We start from the raw sequence: 25482 nt of genomic DNA on the forward strand, positions 1-25482 counted from the left end.
TGATTCACGGAACTGCGGACAGAGCCCGGAAAACGGCCAAGGCTACTCGTCGCCCCAATTGGTTCGGAGTTCAACGGAGTGGGGTAGCTTCAGCCAGCGTCGCGCGTGTTGCTGGCTGGGGTCGCCCGCTCGTGGAGCGTGCGGGCCGAGTCGACCGGGCGCAGGCTTGAGCAGTCGCTCCGCTTGGATGCGGTGCTTGGCACCCTGAACCTCCGATTTGACCTCCCCGCTGCTGTCGCCACAACGACCAGCGGCATATTGGCCGGGCAGCCAATCCTCGGTTTGGCAACCGGAGCAGCCTTTGCAGTGGTCGGCCTTGGCCGTACCCTGACTCTAGACCGTCAAGCCCAGCTTGCCGCCTCACCGCCAGCCGCATACCTGCTATCCATCGAGAACGACCTAGATGCTGCGCGCATGCTCCGGCGTCTTACTCGCCGAGAAGGGTGAATGCAGGTGCCTCATGGGAACGCACACCCAATCAAGGAAAGGCAGAGCCGTAATTTAACGAATTGGCGCGCAGGTAAAGATCGTTGATGCCATTGCTCCTGCCGTGAAATTTCCGATCTCCGCGAGGTTCCGACGGCTTGACCTCGCCTTCACGAGATTGCTGACAGAACCGTTTTCAGAGAGCGCCATCATGGCCTCCACATGGCACGAGACGCCTTCGAGCATGTTCTGGCGCCACACGCTCAAAGCACCCCGGGTCACCGCTGCCTGGCGAATGAACCGCGGGCGCACTCTGGCTCTGCCCCTGCTCCGGATGTCGGGTGCCGGATACAAGGTGTGCCAGTCAGCCGCGCACGCAACGCCGTTCGGCAAACTTGAACCACCCTGCGCATCCACGCCGCGCCCACACGGCTTGACCTCGGTGCCGAACCACACAGTCCGGGGTGCTGGGCCGCTCTCTCATGACAACTGTGGACGTCACGGCCACCCCTGCGGATTCGGACTCAGCCGGGTTTCGCTACGGGTCCCCTCGATGCCGATGCCCATGCTGGTCTCTTGGACTGGCGCTGGTTCCCAGGCCTTGGGAGGCATGGGCAGTCCGGGACTCGGCGGGGCTCTCGGTGCCTCGCCGGCCGCGTTCCAGGTGCACCTGAATACCCGGTAGTGGTGGCCCGCGGTCAGGCTCGAACGCCGCCGTTATGGCGAGCGCACCAGGGCGACCAACTGTCTCGACCGGCCCGCTCCGATCCGCAGTTCTTTGCGCAACGACTCGGCCGAGACCGGGCGCTGATGCAGTTCGCGGTGTCGGGCGTCCACTCGTCGGGCACGCTGCAGCAGCGGATCACCGTGCACCCGATAACGGTCGGCATCTCCCTCGCTGTCCTCCCCACCGCCGAGTTCCGCCCTTACCCGGCCCGCGGGACGGTGCGCCAACAACTCCACCGACAGCAGCAGCGCGACCGGCGGCCACCCGGCAACCAGCACCGGCTTCCACTCCAGAGCCGGCGCAGCCGCGACGTTCGCCGCCAGCGAGACCGCGATCCCCAGCAGAAACGCCGACCACACAGCACCCCGCGCGCGACGTGTACGGGGTCCCGTCGGCTTCAGCAGACCGACTGTTGCCAAGAGCATGAGGCCATCGACGGACAGCGGCCACAACGAAGCGCTGACCGCATCCGCTCCCCCTGCATCGCGAACTCTCGCTGGTGCACATACGAGGCGTAAGCCGCCACCCCGGCAACGACCAGAGCGCACAGCGGCCGAATCCACGCTTCCGGATCGAAGCCTCGGCTCCCGGCAGTTCCTTCCCGGGGCTCGGTGTCAGCGCTCATCGAACTCGCCGCCCGGCACCCCGTCCCAGTGCACAACCAGTACACACTTCGACGGGAACTCCCAGGAACTCGCAGGTAGAAGCGGGATGCCCCCAGAGACGGAAAAGGGCCCCGACCAGGGCATAAGCCCAGGTCAGAGCCGTGATGGCAGACGAGTCGGGCTGTACGCCGGGTTCTGTTCCGGGGGCTCCTCGCGGAGCCTCCGGCGACGGCCATCCATCTAGGACCGGCGTTGCCGCCGGCCTCGTGCGGTCTACCCGCGGACTCGGGCGGGCAGCCCTCGAACGTCCGCGCAGGAGCACCGGGGTGCTCCCTCTTGACCTTGCTCCGGGTGGGGTTTACCTAGCTGCCCAGGTCACCCTGGGCACTGGTGGTCTCTTACACCGCCGTTTCACCCTTACCCAGCACCTGAGTGCTGGGCGGTTTGTTTTCTGTGGCACTGTCCCGCGGGTCACCCCGGGTGGCCGTTAGCCACCACCCTGCCCTGTGGAGCCCGGACGTTCCTCGGGAGGCTCACGAAGGAACCCCACGCGGCCGTCCGCCCGGCTCGTCTGCCGTGTCGACCATGGTACTAGGCGCTCAGAGGAGATCCGTCGTCTCCAAGTCGAAGGCGAAAGGGGCGGGGAGGGGGAGGGGTTTACCGAAGGCGACAGCGTGGAGCTCCTGGTAGTCGTCCGACTCCGGGGCACCGAACAGCGTGATCCACCCGGTCTCGCGGTCGATGAGCAGGCAGTGAGGGACACCGCCTCGGGCGTAGCAGCGGCGCTTGATTTCACGGGCCGTCCGCGGCCTGCCGGACATCACTTCCAGCGCCATCGTGACTCCCTCGCACGGCATCCAGGGATCGGCTCCCCGATGCAGCCGCAGTTCCTTGGGGGCGAACGTCCCGTTCGGGATCACGTGATCTTGCGGACAGCCGTCCGCACTCCGCAACTTCAGGCCCTTGTTCCCGGAGAACTGCATGTCGGTCGAGGAGCGCTGGTGCACTTGGCTCACGACCTCGCTGATGCAGTGCTCGTGGTGCCCGTCCGGCACCCGGGTCACAACGACCTCCCCCTCGATGAGCTCCACCCGGAGGCCCTCCGGAGTGTCCAGGTCGACGATCCAGTCCAGTAGAACCTTCTGAGTGATCGGGTCCAGTGCCATGGCACCCATACAAGGCCCCCTTGACTGCCCACAAGGGCTGAACTGGGGAAGATCACCTACACGGGGCGCCTCGGCCGGTCCCTTGACCCTCCCGCCACGTCAAGGTCTCTACTGTTCCCATGCGCATCGGAGAGCTCGCCGACGCCGTAGGTGTCACCACCCGCACCGTTCGGCACTACCACCACCTCGGGCTGTTGCCTGAGCCGGAGCGGCTGAGCAATGGGTATCGGGATTACACCCTGCGGCATGCCGTCTTGCTCGCGCGGATTCGGCGGTTGACCGAGTTGGGGCTCGGGCTCGGTGAGGTGCGGGATGTGCTTGCCGATGACGTCGGGAAGGAGCTCGTCGAGGTGCTTTCCGAGCTCGACGACGATCTCGCTCGGCAGGAGGCCGCTATTCGGGAGCGGCGGGCTCGGTTGCGGGCGCTCATGGACAGCGGGGTGTCCGTCGAGGGGCCCGTTTCTCCTGAGCTGGCCTCCCTCTTTCAGCGGACCGCCTATCTCTCCTCCCACTCCCCTATGGCCGCCAAGGACCGGGAAATTCTCGCTCTCATCGAGACCAGTGCCGGGCCGGAGGAGCGGGGACAGCTGACCTCGCTGCTCGGCAAGAGCCTCGCCACCCCCGACAGCATCGAGCGCGCCCGTGCCGCCTACGCCCTCCTCGACGATCTCGCCGACGCCGATCCCGACGACCCCCGCGTGGACGAGGCCTCCCGCATCCTCACCGACTGTCTACCAGACGAGATAGTCCAGGGCGCCGTCGTCGATCACGACAGCAGCTTCCTGCGTGCCCTCTACGCCGACTTCGCTCCCGCGCAGGCCGAAGCCATCCGGCGGACCATCCAGCAGCTCGTCACGCCGGAGCGAACCGCACCTTCGCCCCCACCGGATCCGCCTGCGTAAGCCGTACCCGCATCCGCTCCCCCAGCGGCAACGCCCCGTCGCCGGACTCGATCCGCCCGATCACCGCCGGAGTTTCCAGCTGCACCGTGCCGACGGCTGGCTCGCGTTCGTCCACGTCCACCACGCACCCGTCGAAGACCTCCCCCACCCGGTCCTTCAGCAGTGCCGCCTCGACGATGTCCACGCATGCCCGCTCCACCGTCCCGGCACGGCGGGAGCCCTCCGCCATTTCCCCGGGCAGCGCGTCCAGGGCCGAGACAACCCAGTCGGGCTGAGCAACGCCCGCCACCGCCGCCATGCACAGCTCCGACGCGAAGCGGTCTGCCAGGCGGCGCAAGGGGGCCGTGCAGTGGGCGTACGGCGCCGCCACCGCCGAGTGCGTCACGATGTCCGGCAGGTCGCCGTCCCGGAACACCGTGTAGCCCGCTCCCCGCAACAGCGTCGTGCACTCCTGCAAGAACGCCGCGTGGTGCGGGACCCGCGGATCCATGGAGCGGACCAGCGCCGCGTACGACACGTGGTGCGGCCAGTCGATGTGCAGGGCGTGCGCGGTACGGCGTAGGCGGGCCACCGCGCCGTCGGGGGCGGCGGGGAGCGTGCGGAGGACTCCCGTGCCGTACCCGAGCATCAAGTCCGCAGCCGCCATCCCCGTCAGCAACGAGATCTGGGCGTTCCAGCCGTCGACGGGCAGCGGCGCTCGGTACGTCAGTTCGTAGCCGCCGTCCCGCTCCACGATCTCCTGCTCGGGGACCGCCAGCGAGATCCCGCCCCGGTCCACCTCCAGGCCCTCCCGCAACCGCCCGATCTCCGCCAGCAGCGCCAGCGGCTCCTCCGCCGTTCCGTCATCGATCTCTCTCTGTACGCCCGCGTAGTCCAGCTTGGCCCGGCTGCGGACCAGCGAACGGCGCACGTCCACGGCCAGCGGGCGGCCATAGGCGTCCAGGTCGATCGTCCACAGGGCCGCCGGGCGCGTCTGGCCCGGCAGCAGACTCGCCGCGCCCTCGCTCAGCAGCGCGGGGTGCAAAGGGATGCGGGTGTCCGGGAAGTAGAGGGTCGTCACGCGGCGGTGGGTCTCGCGGTCCAGCGACGATCCCGGTACGACGAAGGCGGCGACGTCGGCGATGGCGTACCGGATGCGGTAGCCGGTGCCCTGGCGGGAGAGGTGCATCGCCTGGTCGAGGTCGGTCGAGGTGGGCGGGTCGATCGTGAACAGGGGGACGTCCGTGGCGTCCTCCACCGGTAGCGCGGGGTCCCGAGCCACCCGCTCGGCCTCTGCCAGGACCTCTGGCGGGAAGGTCTCGGATACGTCCAGTTCGGTGCGCAACTCTGCGAGCGCGGCCCGGAGGGGGGCTTCGGGGGCGCCGGTCACGCGGATGTGGCGGCGGGGCATACAGCGAGCGTAGGTCGGGGGCCGCCGGGCGGCACGCCGTACGCTGTGGCCGAGCTCTACAGAAGGAGATCCACCCGTGCTTGTCCTGCTGCCGCCCTCCGAAGGCAAGGCACCCTCCGGCCGCGGCGCCCCGCTGAAGCTGGAGTCACTGTCGCTGCCGGGGCTCGCCGAGGCCCGTGCGGCCGTCCTCGACGAGCTCGTCGAGCTGTGCGCCGGGGATGAGGAGAAGGCGCGTGAGGTGCTCGGGCTGAGCCAGGGGCTGCGCGGCGAGATCGCCAAGAACGTCGAGCTCCGGACCGCCGGCGCCCGGCCCGCCGGGGAGATCTACACCGGTGTCCTCTACGACGCCCTCGGCCTCGCCTCCCTCGACGCCGCCGCGAAGAAGCGGGCCGCGCGCTCGTTGCTCGTGTTCTCCGGGCTGTGGGGCGCGGTGCGGACCACCGACAAGATCCCCTCCTACCGCTGCTCGATGGGTGTGAAGCTGCCAGGGCTCGGCGCGCTGGGCTCGCATTGGCGTACGGCCATGGCGGCTGCCCTTCCCGAAGCCGCCGGGGACGGGCTCGTGCTCGACCTGCGGTCGGCGGCTTATGCGGCGGCCTGGAAGCCGAAGGGCGAGATCGCCGGGCGGACGGCGAGCGTACGGGTGCTGCACGCGCCGACCCGGAAGGTCGTCAGCCACTTCAACAAGGCGACGAAGGGGCGGATCGTACGGAGTCTGCTGGCGTCCGGCACCCGGCCGGCCGGGCCCGCTGAGCTGGTGGAGGCGCTGCGGGATCTCGGGTACGTGGTGGAGGCGGAGGCGCCCAAGAAGGCGGGGTCGGCCTGGTCGCTGGATGTGCTGGTGGACGAGATCCACTGACCTATTGCACTGTGCGCAACGACCTTTGTGCATAGTGCACAGCGGCGGCAGGATGTCCGCATGACCTCCGTGCTGGACCTCGCCCCCGTCGTCCCCGTCGTCGTGATCCAGGACGCGTCCGACGCCGTGCCGCTCGCCCGGGCGCTCGTCGCCGGGGGCCTGCCCGCGATCGAGGTGACCCTGCGGACTCCGGTCGCGCTGGACGCGATCCAGGCCATGACAGACGAAGTGCCGGACGCCGTGGTCGGCGCGGGGACCGTCATCACGCCGGAGCAGGTCAACAAGGCGGTGGAGGCCGGGGCCCGCTTCCTCGTCAGCCCGGGCTGGACGGACGTACTGCTGGAGGCCATGCGGGCGTCCGGGGTGCCGTTCCTGCCTGGGGTGTCGACGACTTCCGAGGTCGTCGCGCTGTTGGAGCGCGGAGTGCGGGAGATGAAGTTCTTTCCGGCACAAGCCGCGGGCGGTACGGCGTATCTGAAGTCCCTCTCCGGGCCCTTGCCGCAGGCGCGGTTCTGTCCCACCGGTGGGATCGGGGCCGACTCCGCGCCGCAGTATCTGGCGCTGCCCAACGTGGGCTGTGTGGGCGGGAGTTGGATGCTTCCCGCGGAGGCGGTCGCCGCGCGGGACTGGGCGCGGATCGAGTCGCTGGCCCGGGCGGCGGCCGGGCTCAGCGCAGGTGCGAGGTGTCGTTGAAGAGCCGTACGCTCGCGTTGCCGTCGGCGTAGTACGCCACCGCGGACAGGGAGGCCGCCGAGAGTTCCATGCGGAACAGGGACTCGGGCGGGGCGCCCAGGGCCAGCCGTATCAAGGTCTTGATCGGGGTGACGTGGCTGACCAGGAGGACCGTGCGGCCCGCGTAGGCCGCGATCAGCTTGTCGCGGGTGGCGGCGATGCGGGTGGCGGTCTCGGTGAAGCTCTCGCCGTCGCCGGTGGGGCGGGCCTCGGGGTCGGCGAGCCAGGCGTTGAGGTCGTCCGGGTAGCGGTCGCGGACCTCGCCGAAGGTGAGGCCTTCCCAGGCGCCGAAGTCGGTCTCGCGCAGGCCTTCGTCGATGGTCACCTCGAGGCCGAGGCGCCGGGCTACGGCGGCGGCCGTCTCCCGGGTACGGGCGAGGGGTGACGCCACGATGGCCTGGACCGTTCCTCGGCGGGCCAGCGCGGCGGCGACCCGTTCGGCCTGGTCCCGGCCGATCTCGGAGAGGACGGGATCGCTGCCGCCGCTCCCGGAGAATCGCTTCTGCGGAGTCAGCGCGGTCTCACCGTGCCGCAGCAGCACGAAGGTCGCGGGCGCGCCCATGTCGGCGGGTGCCCAGCCGGGCGCCGCCACCACCTTCGCCGCGCGGATGTCGGCGTCGGCCTGCACGGCTCCCGAAGCACCCGAAGCACCCGCAGCACCGGAAGACGACGAAGCTCCCGAAGCACCCGAAACAGCGGAAGACAGCGAAGCTCCCGAAGCACCCGAAGCTCCCGAAGCTCCCGAAGCTCCCGAAGACAACGAAGTCCCCGAGTCCATCGCCTCGTTCGCCAACCGGTCCGCGTGCTTGTTCCGCTCCCGGGGAATCCACTCGTACGTCACCCGCTCCGGCGGAAACACCCGTGACGCCTCCATGGCCAGCGGCTTCATGTCGGGGTGCTTGATCTTCCAGCGCCCCGACATCTGCTCCACGACGAGCTTGGAGTCCATGCGAACGTGCACGGTCGCGGTCGGGTCCAGGTCGAAGGCGGCTCGCAGGCCGGCCAGCAGGCCCCGGTACTCGGCGACGTTGTTGGTGACGATGCCGAGGTACTGGGACCGTTCCGCCAGCGTCTGGCCCGTGGCGGCGTCGAAGACCACCGCCCCGTAGCCCGCGGGCCCCGGGTTGCCCCGTGACCCGCCGTCCGCCTCGACGATGAACTCCCGCACGGCCCAAGCCCCTTACTTACCGGGTCCTACAGACCCGACTCGGCCGTACGCACCAGGATGCGTCGGCAGTTCTCGCAGCGCACCACCGTGTCGGGCGCCGCCGCGCGGATCTCGTTGATGTCGGTGATCGAGAGCTCCTGGCGGCAGCCCTGGCAGGTGCGCTGGTACAGCTTGGCCGCGCCGATGCCGCCCTGCTGCTCGCGCAGCTTGTCGTAGAGCTTGAGGAGGTCGGCCGGGATCGCACCCGCGATGACCTCGCGTTCCTTCGTCACGGTCGCCGCCTCGCCGTCCAGCGACTCGAACGCGGCGTCCCGGCGGGCGGTCGCGTCGTCGATCTTCGACTGCACGGAGCCGACCCGCTCGGTCAGCTCGGCGACCCGCTCCTGCGCGGACTCACGGCGCTCCATGACCTCCAGGACCACGTCCTCCAGGTCGCCCTGCCGCTTGGCGAGCGAGGCGATCTCGTGCTGGAGGTTCTCCAGGTCCTTCGGGGAGGTGATCGCACCGGAGTCCAGGCGCTGCTGGTCGCGGACGGCACGCTGGCGGACCTGGTCGACGTCCTGCTCGGCCTTGGTCTGCTCGCGGGCGGTGTCGCTCTCCTCGGTCTGCGCGGCCACCAGCAGGTCGCGCAGCTGCGTGAGGTCCTTGGTCAGCGACTCGATCTCGGCGTGCTCGGGCAGCGACCGGCGCTTGTGCGCGAGCTGCTGGAGGCGGACGTCGAGGGCCTGGACGTCGAGAAGGCGGATCTGGTCGGCGGGCGCGGCGTTCAGTTGGGGGCTCCAGGTGAAGGGGAGTGACTGGTCCAGGGGTCGGTGACCGTCTTCGAGACATGGACGCGAAGGCCCCAGTCATGGCGGTCGGAGATCTCGTCGAGCTGGGCGGCGGCCAGCTCGCACCAGGGCCACTCGGTGGCCCAGTGCGCCGCGTCGAGCAGCGCGAGAGGACTTTGGGCGACGGCTTCGGACGCCGGGTGGTGGCGCAGGTCCGCGGTGAGGAAGGCGTCGACGCCCGCCGCGCGTACGACGTCGAAGAGGCTGTCCCCGGAGCCGCCGCTCACGGCGATGGTGCGGACGGTCGCCTCGGGGTCGCCGGCGACGCGGATGCCCTGCGCGGTGGCGGGCAGCCGGGCGGCGGCGCGGGCGGCCAGCTCGCGGACCGTCACCGGGTGGTCCAACTCGCAGATACGGCCGAGGCCCCGGCGCCCGGACGGGTCGCTCGGGTCCGGCACCAGCGGCCCCACGACACGGAGGTCCAGCGCGCCGGCCAGGGCGTCGCTCACACCCGGATCCGCCGTGTCCGCGTTCGTGTGCGCCACGTGCAGCGCGATGTCGTTCTTGATCAGCGTGTGGACGACACGGCCCTTGAAGTGTGAGGCCGCCACCGTCGTCGTACCGCGAAGGTAGAGCGGGTGGTGGGTGACCAGCAGGTCGGCGTCCAGCTTCACCGCCTCGTCGACGATCTCCTGGACCGGGTCGACGGCGAACAGGACCCGGGTGACCTCCTGGTCGGGCTCGCCCACCACGGTGCCGACCGCGTCCCAGGACTCGGCCCGCTCGGCGGGCCACAGGATCTCCAGCGCGGCGATGACTTCAGACAGACGGGGCACGGGGAAAGGCTACCTGCCTGTTCTGTGCCGTAGAACCGGCGCAGGGCCTTCGCTGGGCCTTCGCAGGGCCTTCGCAGGGCCTTCGCGGGGCCTTCGCGGGGGTCCGCCCGGACGTCACTGGCTCCCGCGCAGCACATCCGTCCCCGTTTCCTCAGGCGAATCGTTCCTGGGCCATCCTTATGTGTGAAGCGGGAGCCTGTCGGTCCCACGTCTGTGCGTACGAAAACTAGCTTCGTCGCCGGAGGTGACCAGACGATGACGGCCTGTGCCATCGAACCCACGGCTCCCGAGTCCGAGGCGCCGCGGGCCGGATGCACGATCACCGCGGACGGTGCCTATGCCGCCCGCCTCACGCTGGACGGCGGCTGCTGGTTCCCGGAGCGCTGGACGTTGGACGGACCCGAGCCGTACGCGGTGCCGCTGCCCGGCAACCAGCCGGAGGAGCCCGGCACCGAGGTGCAGCCGATGGGCGACGGACGTGTCCTGATCCGCCGGCCCACCGATGGACGGCATGTCTTCACGCTGCTCTACCCGACCGGGCCCGGCACCGGCGAGCTGCTGGTCGGCGCGGTCGAGTGCCCCGAGCCCGACACCCGGCTGCGGCTGCTGCCCCCGGCGCCGTGCGGGCACAGGGCGTACGCCCTCGCCGTGGGCCGGCACACCAGCGACATCTGGCTCGTGGCGGGCGGCGCCTTCGGTCCCGAGCATGTCGCCGAGCTGCCGGGGCGCTGCTCGGGCGGGGTGTGGCTGGACCGCACGGGGCGGATGCTGGCGCTGGACCGGGAGGTCGGGGGCCGGATCAAGGCGGTCGTGGTGGACCTGGAGCGCGGTGGCGAGGTGTCGCCGCTGCTGCAGATCGCGGCGGACTCCGACGACCGGCTGCTGCTCGCGGACCCGGACAGCGGGCTGCTGCTGATCGGCTCGGACGCGCCGGAGCCGGGGCGGCCGCCGAGGCTGGGGTGGGGGGTGCTGGGCAGCATGCTGCCGGTGCGGTTCCCGGAGTGTCTGCGGGTGCCGGACTGCGCGGTGACGCCGTTCGCGATCCAGCCGGGGCAGGTGCTGATGCCGGAGGACTGCGGGGTGGCGCTGCGGGTGGACGGTCCGCTCGGCAGCTGGGTCGGGGTGTGGCGGCCCGCCGAGAAGCAGATGCGTCATCTTCCGGCGCCCGAGGGGTGGTTGGCCGGCGCCGGGGTGTGGACGCGGGAGGGGGAACTGCGGCTGCCGTACGCCACGGGGGAGGTGCCGTGCGGTGTGGTGCGGGTCGATCCCAGCGCGCTGGTGGATCCCAGCGCGCTTGTGGATCCCACCGCGTCCACGGATCCCATGGGAGCTCCGGCACGGGCTCCCGCAGGGGCTCCCACTGGGGAGGGGGAGGACGCTTCGGGGGATCCGGTCCGGGACGGTGCGGCTTCGTCGGCGGCTGGTGCGCCGGGTGCCGAGGAGCGGCCGGACGCGGATCCCCCGGAGCCCGGCGTGGCACGTCCTGTGCCGTTGCAGCAGGCGCCGTTGGGGCGTCTTGTAACGAACTAGTGGCGGTTGGCGTGTGCGGCTGGATTCGGCCCGAGGTGTGACGGTTAAACTCGCCCGGCTGTCTGAAAGATCATTGTTGACGGGGTGAATTTCTTCCGATGAGCGACGCCACTACGACCCACCCGCCTGCCCAGGACCAGGAGAACGCGGGGCACGGCAGGCACCGCGGTCCGGTCTCGTCCCACGACGGCGAGGCGGCCCCGCGCGGCCGCCACCGCAAGCCGGGCGAGCAGACCGAGACGGCGGCCTGAACGACAGAACGGCCCCGCCCCTCACCGAAATCGGGGGGCGGGGCCGTTCTGTGTCCAGGCCCGCTGTGTCTAGGCCCGTTTCAGCCCCAGCACTTCCGCCGCCGCGAACGTCTCCCCCGGCGGCCGGTCCGCGTAGTGCGAAGTGAGTACGGCGTCCAGCTCGTCGTAGGAGAACGTGTCCTGCTTGCTGTCGAACTGCGCCCGGACCCGGGGCCGTTCGACGACCGCGACCATGCCGCCGTGCACGACGAGCAACTGGCCGTTGATCCGCCCGGCGGCGGGCGAGGCCAAGTAGCCGACGAGGGGGGCGACATGCTCGGGGGCGAGCGGGTCGAGGCCGTCTCCGTCCGTCGGTCGGAACACGTCCTCGGTCATCCGGGTCCGCGCCCGTGGGCAGATGGCGTTGGCCGTCACCCCGTACTTGGCGAGCGCGAGAGCCGTGGAGGTGGTCAGTCCGACGATTCCGCCCTTGGCGGCCGCGTAGTTGGGCTGTCCGGCGGATCCGGCAAGGAACGCCTCCGATGAGGTGTTCACGATCCGCCCGTACACCGGCCCCCCGTCCGCCTTGGAGCGCTCGCGCCAGTGCGCGGTCGCGAAGCGGGTGGTGTTGAAGTGGCCTTTGAGGTGGACGCGGATCACCGAGTCCCACTCGTCCTCGGTCATGGAGAAGACCATACGGTCGCGCAGGATGCCCGCGTTGTTGACGAGGATGTCCAGCCTGCCGAACTCCTCGACCGCCGACCCGACCAGCCGGGCGGCCTGTTGGAAGTCGGCGACGTCCCCGGCGTGCGCGAGCGCCCGGCCGCCCGCCGCGCGGATCTCGGCGGCGGTCTCCTCGGCGGGCCCGGCGGAGGACTCGCCGGAGCCGTCCCGGCCGGGCTGCCCGTAGTCGTTGACGACGACGGCAGCGCCGAGCCGGGCCAGCTCCAGCGCCTCGGCGCGGCCGAGTCCGCGTCCGGCGCCGGTGACGATCGCGGTCAGCCCCGCCAGCGGGGTGCCCGGCGGCGGGGTGCCCGGCGGCGGGGCCATCACAGCTCGACGCACGTACGCAGCGCGCTGCCGGTACGCATCTGGTCGAGCGCCTCGTTGATCTCGGCCAGGGGAACCCGGTGGGTGATCAGCCCGGCCAGGTCGACGCGGCCCGCCCGCCACAGGTCGATGGTCCGCTCGTAGGAGCGCAGGACGTCGCCGCCGCCGTACAGGGACGGCAGGATCCGCTTCTCGTCGAAGAACAGCTCGAACATGTTGAGCTGGAGGAAATCGTCCATGGCGCCCGCGCCGACGATCACGAGGGTGCCGCCGCGCCGGGTGTTCTCGTAGGCGGTGCGGGCGGTGGCGGACTTGCCGACGACCTCGAAGACGTAGTCGAAGCCCTCGCCGCCGGTGATCTCCTGCTTGGCGCCCGGCAGTTCGTCGGGCGACACGGCCCTGGTGGCGCCGAAGGTGAGCGCGGCCTCGCGGCGGCTGGGGACGGGGTCGACGGCGACGATCTCGGCGGCGCCCTTGAGCCGGGCGCCCTGGATCGCGGAGATGCCGACGCCGCCGCAGCCGATGACGGCGACCGACGAACCGACCTCCACATCGGCGGTGTTGACAGCCGCGCCGAGGCCCGTGGTGACCCCGCAGCCGATGAGGGCGGCTATGTCGAAGGGCACGTCCTCGGGGACCGGTACCGCGCAGCCCGCGTCGACGACGACCTCCTCGGCGAAGGTGCCGGTGCCGGCGAAGCCGAAGACATCGCCGCCGGGGCGCTTGAAGTTGGGGGTCCCGGCGTTCATGAACCCGGCCAGGCACAGCTCGGTCTGGCCGCGCTTGCAGGCGGGACAGGCACCGCAGGCGGGCAGCCAGCACACGACGACCCGGTCGCCGGCCTTCAAGTCGGTGACGCCCTCGCCGACTTCGAGGATCTCCCCCGCGCCCTCATGGCCTGGCACGAAGGGGGCGGGCTGCGGCAGTACGCCGTTCATCGCGGACAGGTCCGAGTGGCACAGGCCGGTGGCCCGCACCCGGATCCTCACCCGGCCGGGGCCGAAGCCCACCGCCTCGACGTCGTCGAGGACCTCCAGTTTGTCCTGGCCGGTCTCGTGCAGTACGGCTGCGCGCATGGTGCGGCTCCCCTCGACGGTGACTCAGGAGTGGTGGACGACGGTGTCGGTGAGGGCGGGCGCGTCGTCCCGTTCGACGACGCCGACGGCGACCCGGACGGCGTCGCCCTGGTCCCACATACGGATGCGCAGGGTCTCCCCCGGGTACACGACCCCGGCGAACCGTGTGGCGTACGACCGCACCCGGCCCACCTCGCCGCCCAGCAGGGTGTCGACGACCGCCTTGAGGGTGATGCCGTAGGTGCACAGGCCGTGCAGGATGGGCCGGTCGAAGCCGGCCTTGGCGGCGAACTCGGGGTCGGCGTGCAGGGGGTTCCAGTCGCCGGAGAGACGGTAGAGCAGCGCCTGGTCCTCGCGGATCCGCCGTTCGACGATCTTGTCGGGCTCACCGGTGGGCGGATCGAGGCGGGCCGACGGGCCCCGGTCGCCACCCCAACCCCCTTCGCCCCGGATGAAGATCTGCGAGTCGTTGGTCCACAACGGCCCTTCGGCGTCGGCGACTTCGGTGCGCAGGACGAGGACGGCGGCCTTGCCCTTGTCGTACACGGCGGCGATGCGCGAGGTGGTGGTCGCGGTGCCCTCGGCGGGGAGCGGGCGGTGGATCTCCAGGCTCTGTCCGCCGTGCAGCACGCGGGCGAGCTCGACCTCGACGCCGGGCATGGACAGACCGCTGATCACTCCGGGTGCGCCGGAGCCGGCGACGGTGGCGAAGCTGGGCAGCACATGCAGCCGGGACTCCAGGGTGTAGCGCAGCTCGTCGGGGTCGGTGGCCGGGAGGCCTGCGCCGATGCCGAGGTGGTAGAGCTGTACGTCCTTGGCGGTCCAGGAGATCTCACCGGACCGGGGTTCGGCGGCTACGGCCTTCGCTGCGTCGATGGGCATGGGGCTCCGTAAGGGATCTGAGACCTCGGCGCGGTCGTCCGCACCGTCGGCCGCACCGAGGTCGCGTATGGGCGGACTGGGGAATTTGACGACAGTCCCTAGAACGCGTTCCAGTCCGGCGCCCTCGTTATAGCCGAGCGCTCCGCAGTTGTGAAGGCTCCTGACGGTATGTCAGAACCAGTCCCCGCGCGCGTTCCGCCCCCTCGCCCTACCCTTGGGCCGTGAACGAGATGCCCCGGGATCACCGTCCCGCCAAGTCCATCAGGGTGCTGCTCGCCGAGGACCAGGGGATGATGCACGGCGCACTGGCGCTGTTGCTGGGGATGGAACCGGACCTGGAGGTGGTGGCCCAGGTCGGCTCGGGGGACAAGATCGTGGACGCGGCCCTCATCCACCGCCCCGACGTGGCCCTCCTCGACATCGAACTGCCGGTCCGCAGCGGCCTGGACGCCGCCGCCGACCTGCGCGACCAGGTGCCGGACTGCCGGGTACTGATCCTGACGACCTTCGGCAGGCCCGGCTGTCTCCGGCGGGCCATGGAGGCCGGCGCCGTGGGCTTCCTGGTGAAGGACGACCCGGTGGAGGAGCTGGCGGTGGCGATCCGCCGGGCGCTGACCGGAGAGACGGTGATCGACCCGGCGCTGGCGGCGGCCGCGCTGAGCGCCGGGCCCAACCCGCTGACCGCCCGGGAGTGCGACGTCCTGCGCGCCTCGGCGGACGGCGCGACGGTCGCCGACATCGCCGACGCGCTGCTCCTCTCCGAGTCCACGGTCCGCAACCACCTCTCCTCGGCCATCGGCAAGACCGGCACCCGCAACCGGGCGGCGGCTCTGCGGGCAGCCCGGCAACAGGGTTGGCTCTAGGGTCTGTTGCGAAAGTGGATCTTGGTCGTGAATGATCACGTCTTGTGGGGCGTGGTGATCTGACGAACGGCCAGTGGGCCCGGCTGGAGCCGTTGTTGCCGCAGGGCATCAAGCCGGGCCGTCCGCCGGTGTGGACGCGGCGGCAGCTCATAGACGGCATACGGTGGCGGACCCGGACGGGTGCCCCCTGGCGCGACGTACCCGAACGCTACGGGCCGTGGGATCGGGCCCACGACCTGTTCCGCCGCTGGCAGCGCGACGGCAGCTGGGCGCGGATCGTCACCCAGCTCCAGGCTCAGGCCGACGCGAAGGGCCTGATCACCTGGGAGGTGAACGTCGACTCCACCGTCTGCCGGGCTCACCAGCACGCGGCCGGGGCGGCGAAGAGGGGGACCTGCAGAAGGAGCCGCCCGGCGGCATTGCCGTCGAGCCGGCCGACCACGGCCTCGGACGTTCCCGGGGCGGGCTGACGAGTAAGATCCACCTTGCTGTCGAGCAGGGGCAGAAGCCGCTGTCGGTGCTGAGCACGGCCGGGCAGCGAGGCGACTCCGTCTCAGTCGTCCGCGCGGCGCTTCCTCAGCCGCGCGCCGAGACCGACCAGCGTGGCGGCGCCGCCCACGACGACGGCGCCCAACGCCAGAGCGATCGGGTTCTTGGGGTCCGGGTCGCCGTGCTTGTCGTCGGGGGTGCTCGTCGGGTCGTCCCGTGGCGTGTCGACGGTCGGTGCTCCCGGCGAGGGGGACGGGCTACGGGGTGGTACGGATCCGGTCGAGCTGGGTGACGGGTTCGGTGTGGTGGTCTTGCTCGACGTTGCACGGGCCGTTCCCGCTCCGGGGCGCGTGCCCGTGGTCGTTCCGCCGGGGGTCCCGGGGCCGGCTCCGGAACCCCCGGTCGTCCCTGTCGCCTTCACCTGCTTCGTGACGACCAGCGACTGCAGAACCTGGTTCTGTCCGGGGTCCACCGTGCAGGCCGCGTTCATTGTGCCCACCTGGGTCATGTTGCCGTTCGCGTCCCTCGGGGTGAGGTGCAGGCCGAGGTCGCCGACGGTGACCTTCGCGTTGCCCGGCCGGGTGAAGGTGACGGCGGGCGCGGTGCCTTTGGCGGACATGTCGAACGCCCCAAAGGCCGGGATGGGAGTCCGGGGGATCGTCATGGGCACGGACAGGCGGCTGTCGCCCTGCGGCGCGGACACGGTGGCGGTCCCGTCCACGGAGCCCTCCAGGGTCCGCGCGCCGACGAGCGGGGCCAGCGCGGTGAAGCTCGCGTCCACCGTCGCCACGCCGTTCACGGCGGCTCTCGGGCTGGAGTCGCCGGCTTCGAGCGAACTCGGGATGTCCGTGCTGATCCTCATCGTCACCGGCGCGGTGCCGATTCCCGTGAACGCGCAGGTGTAGCGCAGCGTGAGCGACACCGGTTGTGCGGCGGCGGGTGGGGTGCCCGATGCCGCCACGATTCCGATCGCGGCTGTCATCGTCCCGGCGAGTCCCAGAGCCGTTCCGGTCCCGTACTTCCTCGTGCCGCCGTGTGCCGTGCGGCTCTCGACGCCCATCAACTCTTGCCTTCCGTCGGACGCCTACCCCGCTGGTGGGCCTCGGCCAGGTGGTCCCTCAGCAGTGCGTGGCGGAACTGGTAGACCGCGCCGGCCTGCCGCAGTACGCCTCGTTCGCGGGCGTCGTCCAGAAAGGTGTTCACCCCCAAGGGGAGCCGTCGTGTCAGGGGAAGCCAGATCCGGACCAGGACCACCCACCGGCCCCACGCGCTCAATGTGCCGACCCCGACCGCGGCAGCGAGCCCGGCCCCGATCCCGGCCGGGAGCCCGTGGGCGAACCCGTTGAAACGCGTGATGACGGTTCCGTATCCGAGCCCGAGAATCAGTCCGACCGCGCCCGCCTGGACGAGCACGATCGTGCGGTTCGTGCGCAACAGCTCCGTCGGGCTGACCGACTCATCCGGCTTGGCGTCCGTCTCGAGCCAGGCCGCCAGTGCGAGGACGATCCCGACCGCCAGGCCGATCAGGGACCCGGCCACGAGCCAGTTCCCGAGGAGAAGGGCGACCCAGGGCCAGGGGTAGGCCAGGAGTATCGCGTAGAGCGCGGCTCCGCCTCCGAACACAACCCCGAAGATCAGTCCGCCCGCGAGTCCGCCCCCGACTCTGGGAAGGAGGCTCTCCCGGACTCTCCTCACTCTCACCCTCATCGAGTCGCCGCGTAGCCCGATCTGCATGCGGGAGGGTTTGAACGCGCCGCTGGCCTTCGATTTCGACGCAAATCCGTGCATGAGCCCGAAGGTCAGTCCGATTCCCAGCACATTCAGGAAGAAGTCGAGGAGCGCGGTCGGAAAGTCGCTCAGGAGGGCGTGGACGAGTGCGACCGCCGTCCCCGCCACGAGCCCGCACACGGCCCCGGAGACGAGCATGCGCGTCGGCAGGCTCATGGTCGTGCCCAGCTGCCACCACTCGATGTCCTGCGCGTCGGGCTTCTGTTCGTCGCGCTTCTGTTTCTTCAGGTGCGTGGCGAGGTAGCCGAGCCAGTGGCCTGCGCGCTCGGCACTCCAGCGTCGGCGTTTCGGGACGGCCGTGTTGACGAGAGGGTCGTACGCAGTCGGCACGAAGGCGTTCAGGAGACCCTTCTCCAGCGCGCCCCGGGAGCTGAACTCCTCCGGTTTCAGCAGGCGTTCCGGATCTCTGCCGGACGCCTGGAAGGCCTGGGCCATGGTGAGCATCAGGGGAGTGGTCAGTACGGCGGCGAGCCGGGCGGCTGCCGGGTCGCCGGAGGGGCGGCTCAACCGGTCCAGAACGGGCTTCCACGCGGTCGAGGCAGGAGTGAGGCGGGCGGAGCAGTCGGCGAAGGTGAGGCCGGTCAGTTCGATCCCCGGAAAGAGCCCTTCGCCTGCGTTGATGCCCTTGAGCGCTTCCCGGCGGCTCGTCAGCAGCAGCGGCAGGTTGGCGGGCGTGGCCCGGAGCTGCCGCAGCGCGTCCCCGTACAAGGTCTCCGCCATCTCGTCGAACCCATCCAGGATCGCCAGCACATGGCCCATGCCGACCAGACCGGCGGCCCATGTCGACTTGTACGAGGCCCGCCTGGCCAGGAACGGGTGATCCTGCTCCAGGCGGTCGATCAGCCAGCCCTTCAAGGACGTGGCTGTGGGGTCCCATGATCCCAGACTGAAGATCACCGGCACTGGTCCCTTGCAGGTCCGGTTACGGTCCTCCAGCCGGGCCTGCGCGAAGCGCCGGATCAGGACGGTCTTCCCCGAACCGGCTCCGCCCAGCACCAGCAGTCTGCCGGGCTCGTCCCTCGTGTAGACAGCCGCGATGCTCTCCAGCCGACCGTTCAGGTCCAGCGGGGAAGCCTCCGCCAGCGCCGTCGAGACCTCCCGGGCACCGTTGCTTCGACCGGTGAAGTCCCCAGGTGCCGCCCCACAACGCACGGGCAGCGGATTTCCGTTCCGTAGGCGTCGCTGGATCTCGTCCTGATCCAGGTCGTCGAGGACCCTTTGCGCGAGTGCCTGGAGGTTGTCGGCCAGCGTGTCCAGGTGGCGGCGCGCCCCGTAGACGTTCGTGATCTTGTGGCCGGTGTCAATGTGCCCGTAGTTGTTCCCGCCCAAGGCAACGGAGCCCCCGCCCTCCGCCCGCACATCCCCCCGCTGACCGGACGAGCCACTCACCGCTGCGGGCCGTCTTCCGCGCCGTCGCCGGTGGAAATGTTCCCGGAGTTGTCCCCGCCCACCGCGACCGAGCGCTCGCCGGATGCGTGGACGGTAGAACGCGGCCGTTCCGGGAGCAGGTCCGAGAGGTCCTCCGCGAGGCCCGGCGTCTCCGTGAGGGCCGTGCGCAGGGCGATCCTCAGCTCCGCGCGGCGCAAGGCGAGCAGGTCCTGGTCCTCGCCCGCGTCCGCGAGGCATACGACGGCGGCGCGCACGGGGTCGGATTCGGGGGCCGTGCCGGCGTCACGGTTCAGGATCCTGCCGAGAAGGCGCTGCCCCAGCCGTACGGTCGCGTCGGCTGCCTCGTTCTGGGTTCTGGCCAGCACGCTCACGCCGTAGGCGACGGTCGCCGCTTCGGTCGCCAGCACGATCTGGTCGAGCAGTGCAGTGGTGTCGAGCACAGGTAATCCCCTTGTTGCCCAAGCGAGTTCAGTCCCTCGATGTTAGCCATGTGGGCATCTGTCAATCCCCTGGTTGCGCAAGACGTCGGTTATGCGGCCCGGCCCTCCTGACCGGTGCGGGTTCGCCCTTCCTCGTGATCCGTTCGAACTCGGCAGGTGGTTTCCCGCCCGCTGCACTGTGGCTCCTTCGTGTTGCATAAGTCCGCGATCCGCGTGGCGATCTTCAGCCTCTCCTCGGTGCGGTGGCGAAGGTGTGCCGATGAACGTAGGCGGCCTTGAGGACCGAGTGGAACGAGTCCGTGGCGTTGTCCAGCGCCGAGCCGATTCGCCCCATCGACTGCACCACCAGCTAGTCAGCACCTCCCGCACACCGGGGGAAGCCCACCCCGACAAGACCGTCTCATCATGCTCGTCGTCAATAAGTTCGCCCACGGCAGACGCGAACCACGCGCAACCCGCTTGAGACCACGGCGCGGTCCAAGGCAACGTACGACGGCTCGGAAAAGCCCCAGGTCAACGAAGGGATTCACGCCGTGCTCCACACACCGACCACGCCCGCGCCCACCAACCTCACCCCTGTCGAATGGCCGCTGTACCGCGTCGCCCCGCGCTACCTCGCCGGCCCCGGCGAGGACAGCGCAGGCACCGTCATCCAGACCCTGACCGACGCCGGTTGGACCGACGCGACGTGGATGGACAACACGCGCGTGTTCGATCCGAGCCAGCGCCTGGCCCTCGAATTCCTCCCGAGGCCCAGCCCGTATCGCGCATCGAAGGCCAGCGCGTGCTCTGGCGGCTGTGGGCCCGCCGCGACGCCCTCAGCCCTCGGGCCTGGACCGCACTGTTCACCGACGAAACGCCCGAGGAGGTCCTCCTGCCGGTGATCGGCGCACTGGCCGCCGCCCCGGACACGGCCCTGGAGCAGTCGCTGCGATGCCCCGCTCGGACCGAGGCCGATGACGCGGCGGTCGTCGCCCCTCTCGCCGCGCCGGATGGTCTCCTGAACCGATCGAGCAGCCTCGTACCTATCACGCGCCGCGACTTCAGGCCCGCTTTACCCACCAAGTACCTGGCTACGACGGTCACTCGGACCACGCGCCCGCCCGCTGGCTGGCCACCGCCCGTCTCGACTACGACGCCCCGGCGCAGTGGGCGGCCTCCTTCGACGACACCACACCGACCAGCATCCTCGCCGCCTTCACCACCGCGCTCGCCGACCCGAACCCGGTCGACCGCTACGAACTGCCCCGAGGCGCCGAGGCGTATCTCACCCTCACCCCGCCTGATCCACACCACGTCATCGGTCGGCCCGGACGTCTCTGGGCCGACCGCTCCTTCCCCCATGCCCTCTCCACAAGGAGAAGCTGTCTTGGCCCACCACCGCGCCCCTCTGATCGCCCATCACAAGGACGGGGCGGAGTGCCCGCCGTCAGTTGCACTCGCGTCACGCACGAACGTCTACCGGTCCAGACTCCGCCACGCAGGCGAATCCCGCAGATTGATCACGACTCGATGTGCGCCCTAGGACTTCTGGGCGCCCTCCGGCAACGGAAGCACACGGACCAGCACTTCCTTGTGGGACGTGTCCTTCGGCGCCAGGCAAACGAACCAGTCCACCGGTGACCCCTCGGCGGAGCGGATCAGCTCCTCGTCCGTGCTGACCTCCTCGCCCTTCCCGGCGCGGCCCACCTCCGTGCTCGTACCGTCCTTCCACTCACAGACCACGCCTTGGGCCGTCTTGGCCACCTGGCCGATGACCAGGCGCTGCGGGCCGTCGGTGTCCGGCACCAGGGGAATCGCGGCAGTCTGGAGGTCCGAGCCCAGCATCGACTCCGTCGCCGGGATCCTGTTTTCCATCACCCCCGATGTCTCCCCTCCATAGCTGCGCTTCACGAAGTAGGTGACCGTGCCGATCAGGTCGGAGGGCACCTTGGCGTCCGGCGGGGTGCCGTGGGCTTCCGTCAGGGCGTTCCACACCGTGTCCGCCTCCGCCTCGTTGCGCGGCGTCGGCCACACGTCCACGAACACCGACCACTCCTTGCCCTCGTCCGTCCCGGTCGCCAGCGTGGTCCGGTACGGCGCCGACAGGTCCCGCTCCTCCGACGGCGAGGGCTGCGTGGCCACCTGCCCCTGGTCTCCGCCGCCCGGCAGCCCCGCCACCGCCACCGCGCCCGACGTCCCCGCGATAACCAGCGCCGTGGCCGCGGCCACCGCCCACCGCCGCGCTCTGCGTCGGCGGCCGCCCCGGATCACCGACTGGGTGGGGGCTATACCGATCTCGACCTCGTCCGCCGCCTCGGCCAGCAGGAGGGCGATGTCCCTGTGTGTCATGTCGAGGTTCGTCTCCCGGTCCGCGCTCATCGCATCCGCCCTCCGTACGTCACCGTCTCCGCCAGGCCCGGTATGGCGCGCAGTTTCGCGATCCCCTTGGCCGCGTTGCTCTTGACCGCGCCGACGGAACAGCCCATCGCCTCCGCCGTCTGGGTCTCGGTCAGGTCCTCCCAGTAGCGCAGCACGACCGCCTCCCGCTGCCGGGGCGGCAGTTGGGCGAGCGCCTTCAGCAGGGCGTTGCGGTCGTCGGCCTGGGCGATGCGGTCACCGGTGTCGGCGACCTCGTGGACCAGGCCCGAGTCGTCCTTGGGCGCCAGGAACTCCCTGAGCCGTCTGCGGTGCTTGCGTGCGTGGGCGTTGATCATCACGCGCCGTACGTACGCCTCCGGTTCGTCGGCCGAACCGACCCTGCGCCAGGCCACATAGACCTGTTCGAGCGTCGACTGGACCAGGTCCTCCGCGGCGTGCTGCTCCCCCGTGAGGAGAAATGCCGTGCGCATCAGCCGCGGCCAGCGGCCGGTGACGAAGTGCTGGAACTCCTCGTCCCGCTCCTGTGTGCGTTCCCCCATGGGCACCTCCTAGATGAATAAAGGAGTCCATGAGGGTCCCGGACCGTTGCCTCACTCCGCCGACTTCTCCACCGGCTTCTCCGGCGTAATCTCCGACGACGTCTCCACCGACACCTTCCGCGGCAGCCACACCAGCATCAGCAGCGTCCCCGCCAGCAGCACCCCAGCCCCCGTACGGAACACCAGCGCGTAGCCCTCCGTCAGCGCCCGCGCCGTAGCGCCGGAGCTGCTCTCCGTCCGGGCCGCCGCGATCGTCGACATCACCGCGAGCCCCAGTGAACCGCCCATCACGCGGGAGGTGTTGACCAGCCCGGACACCAGTCCTGCCTCCTGTGGCGGCGCCCCCGAGGTGGCGAGCGCGGCCAGCGGGGTCGCCGTCAGACCGGCGCCGAGCATCATCAGGATCCCCGGGAACATGATCGCCGTGAGGTAGCCGCCGTCCACGGTCAACCGCGACTGCCAGGCGAATCCGGCCGCCGCCACCACCGTGCCGAGCGCCGCCAGGTTGCGCGCGCCGAGCCGGGGCATCAGTCGGGGCGCGAGCTTGGAGCCGACGATCACGGCCAGCGAGCTCGCACCAGCGCGAGACCGGCCTCCAGCGGGGTGTAGCCGAGCACGTTCTGCGCGTACAGCGTCATGAAGAACCACATGCAGAACATGGACGAGCCGCACAGGAACATCGACACGTTCGCCGAGGACACCGCGCGGCGCGCGAGCAGTCCGAGCGGCATCAGCGGCGCCGCCGTCCGCGCCTCCACCGCGAGGAACAGTCCGATCATGACGAGCCCGGCGACCAGCGGCACCAGCGTGGCCGTCGCCGTCCAGCCCTCGGCCTCGGTCTGCGAGATCCCGTACGCCAGGGTCGCGAGCCCCGCCGTCACCAGCACCGCGCCCGGCAGATCGAGCCGGCGTCCGTCCCCCGCGCGGCTCTCGGCCAGGTACCGGGCGGCCCCGAAGAGCACCACCGCGCCGATCGGCACGTTGATCAGCAGCACCCAGCGCCAGGACAGGATCTCGACCAGCAGTCCGCCGACCAGCCCGCCCGCCGCGCCGCCGCCCGCGCCCACCGCGGTCCAGGTCGCTATCGCCCGCGCCCGGGCCGCGCCCTCCGGCACGGCCGAGGTGACGATCGTCAAAGTCGCCGGTGCCAGTACGGCCGCGCCGAGTCCCTGTACCGCTCGGGCGAGCAGCAGCTGCCAGTCGTCCTGGGCGAGTCCGCCGCCGAGGGAGGCCAGCGTGAACAGGCCGAGCCCGACGAGGAACATCCGCTTGCGCCCGTAGAGGTCACCGGCCCGGCCGCCGAGCAGCATGAACCCGGCGAAGGCGATGGCGTAGGCGTTCACCACCCACTGAAGTCCCTGCTCGCTCAGCCCGAGCCCGGTCCGCATCGACGGCAGCGCCGTGTTCACCACGGACACATCGAGGACGACCAGGAACTGCCCCGCGCACGCGAGCGCCACCACCGCCCAGGCGGGCGGCACGGCACGACGGGGCACGGGGGTCACTCTGGCGGCTTCGAGCATGCCTGTCATGCTCTCAACCCCGGACACTCCTGGCATCGGGATTTCGGACTAGGCCCGCAGACCCCGAAGCCCGTAGGCCCGTCCGTCAAGAGCAGGTCAAGAATTCGTTAGTAAGCCAAAGCATCGGAATAGTTGCCCCGGCGCACCGAGTTCAAGCTACACATGACACGTACGACGAACGAGCAGCCCACCGGAAGATCGGCCAAGGGGGCACTGGTCCCCGTTCTCGCCTTCGCGGGCATCGTGGTCGCGGTGATGCAGACCCTGCTCGTCCCGGTCATCAAGGACCTGCCGCAACTGCTGGACAGCTCCCCCAGCAACGCCACCTGGGTCCTCACCTCCACCCTTCTCTCCGGCGCCGTCGCCACCCCGATCATGGGCCGCCTCGGCGACCTGTACGGCAAGCGGCGCATGCTGGTGCTCAGCCTCGCCGTGATGGTGGCCGGCGCCCTGGTCAGCGCCGTCACCAGCGCCCTGCTCCCGATGATCGTCGGCCGTACCCTCCAGGGCTTCGCGATGGGCGCCATCCCGCTCGGCATCGGCCTGATGCGCGACATGCTGCCCCGCGAGAAGCTCGGCTCGGCGATGGCCCTGATGAGCTCCTCCATCGGCGTCGGCGGCGGACTCGCGCTGCCCGCCGCGGCCCTGGTCGCCCAGCACACCGACTGGCACGCCCTCTTCTACGGCGCCGCCGGCCTCGGTGTCCTCGCCATCGCCCTCACCCTCCTCGCCGTACCGGAGTCCCCGATGCGCGCCGAGGGCTCCTTCGACCTGCCGGGCGCGCTCGGCCTCTCCACCGGCCTGGTCCTCTTCCTGCTGCCGATCACCAAGGGCAGCGACTGGGGCTGGACCTCCGCCACCACGCTCGGCCTGTTCGCCGCCTCCGTCGTCGTGCTCCTGCTGTGGGGCGTCTACGAGCTGCGCACCAAGGCCCCGCTGGTCGACCTGCGCACCACCGCCCGCCCGGCCGTCCTGTTCACCAACCTCGCCTCGATCATGGTCGGCGTCTCCTTCTACGTCGTCTCCCTGGTCCTCCCCCAGCTCCTCCAGCTCCCCGAGTCCACCGGCTACGGCCTCGGCCAGTCGATGGTCGTCGCGGGCCTGCTGGTCGCCCCGCTGGGCCTGACGATGATGTTCACGGCCCCCGTCTACGCCCGCCTCTCGGCGAAGTACGGCCCCAAGTTCACCCTGATCCTGGGCCTGTTGATCATCGCTGTCGGCTACGGCGCGGGACTCGGCCTGATGAGCGCCGCCTGGCAGTCCCTCGTCATCGCCGTCCTCCTCGGCGCCGGAATCGGCCTCGCCTACTCCTCACTGCCCGCGCTGATCGTCGGCGCGGTCCCGGCCTCCGAGACCGGCGCGGCCAACGGCCTGAACACGCTGATGCGTTCCATCGGTACGTCCGTCTCCAGCGCCGTCATCGGCATGGTGCTGGCCAACACGGCGAACACCGTGAACGGCGTGGAGATCCCGACCATGCACGGCTTCCGTGTCTCCTTCCTGATCGCGACCGGCGCGGTGGCGATCGGCCTGCTGCTCGCCCTGTTCCTGCCGAAGCCGAACCGCGCGCCCCAACTGCGCGCCAGCAGCGAGGAGGACGCCAACCTGGCCCGCGCCGAAGACGTACTGCGCGGCCGGGTCCTGGACGCCGAGGTCGCCCCGATCGCCCGTGCACGGGACGGCAGTTGAGCCTGCGGCACATCCTGATCAACTCGAGAAGATCTCTTCTCCTGAGATCCAC

23 protein-coding genes, 1 other RNA gene and 2 pseudogenes are annotated in these 25482 nt (G+C 70.5%); 10 read left to right on the plus strand and 16 right to left on the minus strand.

Going from position 1 to position 25482, the window contains the following annotated elements; genetic code table 11:
- Positions 1 to 1143: 1143 nt before the first annotated feature.
- The 3 genes from H4N64_RS36620 to H4N64_RS36630 form a co-directional block, all read right to left on the minus strand.
- Positions 1144 to 1578, minus strand: a complete 435-nt coding sequence (locus H4N64_RS36620; protein WP_260860193.1) for a hypothetical protein — start codon at positions 1576 to 1578, stop codon at positions 1144 to 1146.
- Between the two features lie 348 nt (positions 1579 to 1926).
- An RNA gene (gene rnpB, locus H4N64_RS36625) (RNase P RNA component class A) lies at positions 1927 to 2328 on the minus strand.
- Positions 2329 to 2357: 29 nt separating this feature from the next.
- Positions 2358 to 2933, minus strand: a complete 576-nt coding sequence (locus H4N64_RS36630) for a Uma2 family endonuclease (protein ID WP_186286916.1) — start codon at positions 2931 to 2933, stop codon at positions 2358 to 2360.
- Positions 2934 to 3043: 110 nt separating this feature from the next.
- On the opposite strand from H4N64_RS36630, the gene H4N64_RS36635 reads away from it, so the two are divergent.
- Entirely contained in the window at positions 3044 to 3826 is a 783-nt protein-coding gene (locus tag H4N64_RS36635; protein ID WP_186286917.1) for a MerR family transcriptional regulator, read from the plus strand.
- Here the strand turns inward: H4N64_RS36635 and H4N64_RS36640 are convergent.
- Positions 3777 to 5216, minus strand: coding sequence for an RNB domain-containing ribonuclease (locus H4N64_RS36640; protein ID WP_186286918.1), 1440 nt, complete (start codon positions 5214 to 5216; stop codon positions 3777 to 3779). The two genes, H4N64_RS36635 and H4N64_RS36640, sit on opposite strands and share 50 nt — an antisense overlap.
- A gap of 76 nt (positions 5217 to 5292) precedes the next feature.
- Here H4N64_RS36640 and yaaA point away from each other — a divergent pair, with 76 nt between their 5' ends.
- Both yaaA and H4N64_RS36650 read left to right on the plus strand, forming a co-directional pair.
- Positions 5293 to 6075 (plus strand): peroxide stress protein YaaA, encoded by a 783-nt coding sequence (gene yaaA / locus H4N64_RS36645; RefSeq protein WP_186286919.1) that lies wholly within the window; start codon positions 5293 to 5295, stop codon positions 6073 to 6075.
- Between the two features lie 60 nt (positions 6076 to 6135).
- Positions 6136 to 6768, plus strand: coding sequence for a bifunctional 4-hydroxy-2-oxoglutarate aldolase/2-dehydro-3-deoxy-phosphogluconate aldolase (locus tag H4N64_RS36650; protein WP_186286920.1), 633 nt, complete (start codon positions 6136 to 6138; stop codon positions 6766 to 6768).
- Here H4N64_RS36650 and H4N64_RS36655 read toward each other — a convergent pair.
- From H4N64_RS36655 to H4N64_RS36665, 3 genes are read right to left on the minus strand one after another with little or no spacing between them, the layout of a single operon-like run.
- A complete protein-coding gene (locus H4N64_RS36655) occupies positions 6743 to 7975 on the minus strand; it encodes a bifunctional RNase H/acid phosphatase (protein ID WP_186286921.1) in 1233 nt (410 codons plus the stop codon). The two genes, H4N64_RS36650 and H4N64_RS36655, sit on opposite strands and share 26 nt — an antisense overlap.
- 26 nt (positions 7976 to 8001) lie before the next feature.
- Positions 8002 to 8745 carry a zinc ribbon domain-containing protein gene (locus H4N64_RS36660; RefSeq protein ID WP_186286953.1) on the minus strand — a complete coding sequence of 248 codons (744 nt, stop codon included), beginning with the start codon at positions 8743 to 8745 and terminating at the stop codon, positions 8002 to 8004.
- Positions 8742 to 9581 carry a Nif3-like dinuclear metal center hexameric protein gene (locus tag H4N64_RS36665; RefSeq protein WP_186286922.1) on the minus strand — a complete coding sequence of 280 codons (840 nt, stop codon included), beginning with the start codon at positions 9579 to 9581 and terminating at the stop codon, positions 8742 to 8744. The genes H4N64_RS36660 and H4N64_RS36665 overlap by 4 nt, the downstream gene beginning before the upstream one ends.
- 255 nt (positions 9582 to 9836) lie before the next feature.
- Here H4N64_RS36665 and H4N64_RS36670 point away from each other — a divergent pair, with 255 nt between their 5' ends.
- Positions 9837 to 11111 (plus strand): hypothetical protein, encoded by a 1275-nt coding sequence (locus H4N64_RS36670; RefSeq protein WP_186286923.1) that lies wholly within the window; start codon positions 9837 to 9839, stop codon positions 11109 to 11111.
- 98 nt (positions 11112 to 11209) lie between these two features.
- On the plus strand, positions 11210 to 11362 hold the full coding sequence (locus H4N64_RS36675) for a hypothetical protein (RefSeq protein ID WP_186286924.1): 153 nt from the start codon (positions 11210 to 11212) through the stop codon (positions 11360 to 11362).
- Between the two features lie 69 nt (positions 11363 to 11431).
- Here H4N64_RS36675 and H4N64_RS36680 read toward each other — a convergent pair whose 3' ends face one another.
- The 3 genes from H4N64_RS36680 to H4N64_RS36690 are packed head-to-tail and all read right to left on the minus strand — an operon-like array spanning position 11432 to position 14349.
- Entirely contained in the window at positions 11432 to 12391 is a 960-nt protein-coding gene (locus H4N64_RS36680) for a 3-oxoacyl-ACP reductase (protein WP_186286954.1), read from the minus strand.
- A complete protein-coding gene (locus tag H4N64_RS36685) occupies positions 12391 to 13467 on the minus strand; it encodes a Zn-dependent alcohol dehydrogenase (RefSeq protein ID WP_186286925.1) in 1077 nt (358 codons plus the stop codon). The genes H4N64_RS36680 and H4N64_RS36685 overlap by 1 nt, the downstream gene beginning before the upstream one ends.
- 24 nt (positions 13468 to 13491) lie before the next feature.
- A complete protein-coding gene (locus H4N64_RS36690; RefSeq protein WP_186286926.1) occupies positions 13492 to 14349 on the minus strand; it encodes a MaoC/PaaZ C-terminal domain-containing protein in 858 nt (285 codons plus the stop codon).
- Between the two features lie 230 nt (positions 14350 to 14579).
- Here H4N64_RS36690 and H4N64_RS36695 point away from each other — a divergent pair, with 230 nt between their 5' ends.
- Both H4N64_RS36695 and H4N64_RS36700 read left to right on the plus strand, forming a co-directional pair.
- A complete protein-coding gene (locus H4N64_RS36695; protein ID WP_186286955.1) occupies positions 14580 to 15212 on the plus strand; it encodes a response regulator transcription factor in 633 nt (210 codons plus the stop codon).
- 44 nt (positions 15213 to 15256) lie between these two features.
- The gene (locus tag H4N64_RS36700; RefSeq protein ID WP_336246906.1) at positions 15257 to 15682 is read left to right on the plus strand and encodes an IS5 family transposase; all 426 of its coding nucleotides are present in this window, start codon (positions 15257 to 15259) and stop codon (positions 15680 to 15682) included.
- An 83-nt stretch (positions 15683 to 15765) separates the two neighbouring features.
- Here H4N64_RS36700 and H4N64_RS36705 read toward each other — a convergent pair whose 3' ends face one another.
- Genes H4N64_RS36705 through H4N64_RS36715 form a run of 3 tightly spaced genes read right to left on the minus strand, consistent with a single transcriptional unit; the run spans position 15766 to position 19318 of the window.
- On the minus strand, positions 15766 to 16761 hold the full coding sequence (locus H4N64_RS36705; RefSeq protein WP_186286957.1) for a DUF6801 domain-containing protein: 996 nt from the start codon (positions 16759 to 16761) through the stop codon (positions 15766 to 15768).
- Entirely contained in the window at positions 16761 to 18818 is a 2058-nt protein-coding gene (locus tag H4N64_RS36710) for an NACHT domain-containing protein (RefSeq protein ID WP_186286927.1), read from the minus strand. Before H4N64_RS36710 ends, H4N64_RS36705 begins: the two co-directional genes overlap by 1 nt.
- Positions 18819 to 18874: 56 nt before the next feature.
- Entirely contained in the window at positions 18875 to 19318 is a 444-nt protein-coding gene (locus H4N64_RS36715; RefSeq protein ID WP_186286928.1) for a hypothetical protein, read from the minus strand.
- 583 nt (positions 19319 to 19901) lie between these two features.
- Here H4N64_RS36715 and H4N64_RS47000 point away from each other — a divergent pair.
- Both H4N64_RS47000 and H4N64_RS47005 read left to right on the plus strand, forming a co-directional pair.
- Positions 19902 to 20213 (plus strand): annotated as a pseudogene (locus H4N64_RS47000) (DUF317 domain-containing protein); the annotation flags it as partial.
- A gap of 113 nt (positions 20214 to 20326) precedes the next feature.
- A complete protein-coding gene (locus tag H4N64_RS47005) occupies positions 20327 to 20941 on the plus strand; it encodes an SPDY domain-containing protein (protein ID WP_418896325.1) in 615 nt (204 codons plus the stop codon).
- Here H4N64_RS47005 and H4N64_RS36725 read toward each other — a convergent pair.
- The 3 genes and pseudogenes from H4N64_RS36725 to H4N64_RS36735 all read right to left on the minus strand — a co-directional run bounded on the left by H4N64_RS36725 (position 20840) and on the right by H4N64_RS36735 (position 23750).
- Positions 20840 to 21679: a hypothetical protein gene (locus H4N64_RS36725; RefSeq protein ID WP_186286930.1), complete on the minus strand. Its 840-nt coding sequence runs from the start codon at positions 21677 to 21679 to the stop codon at positions 20840 to 20842. The genes H4N64_RS47005 and H4N64_RS36725 overlap by 102 nt on opposite strands.
- Positions 21676 to 22218, minus strand: a complete 543-nt coding sequence (locus H4N64_RS36730) for a SigE family RNA polymerase sigma factor (protein WP_186286931.1) — start codon at positions 22216 to 22218, stop codon at positions 21676 to 21678. The genes H4N64_RS36725 and H4N64_RS36730 overlap by 4 nt, the downstream gene beginning before the upstream one ends.
- A 51-nt stretch (positions 22219 to 22269) precedes the next feature.
- A pseudogene (locus H4N64_RS36735) lies at positions 22270 to 23750 on the minus strand (MFS transporter).
- Positions 23751 to 23903: 153 nt separating this feature from the next.
- Here H4N64_RS36735 and H4N64_RS36740 point away from each other — a divergent pair.
- A complete protein-coding gene (locus H4N64_RS36740; RefSeq protein WP_260860194.1) occupies positions 23904 to 25430 on the plus strand; it encodes an MFS transporter in 1527 nt (508 codons plus the stop codon).
- Positions 25431 to 25482 lie beyond the last annotated feature (52 nt).

It is taken from the genome of Streptomyces cupreus, assembly GCF_014257025.1.
Taxonomy (GTDB): domain Bacteria; phylum Actinomycetota; class Actinomycetes; order Streptomycetales; family Streptomycetaceae; genus Streptomyces; species Streptomyces cupreus.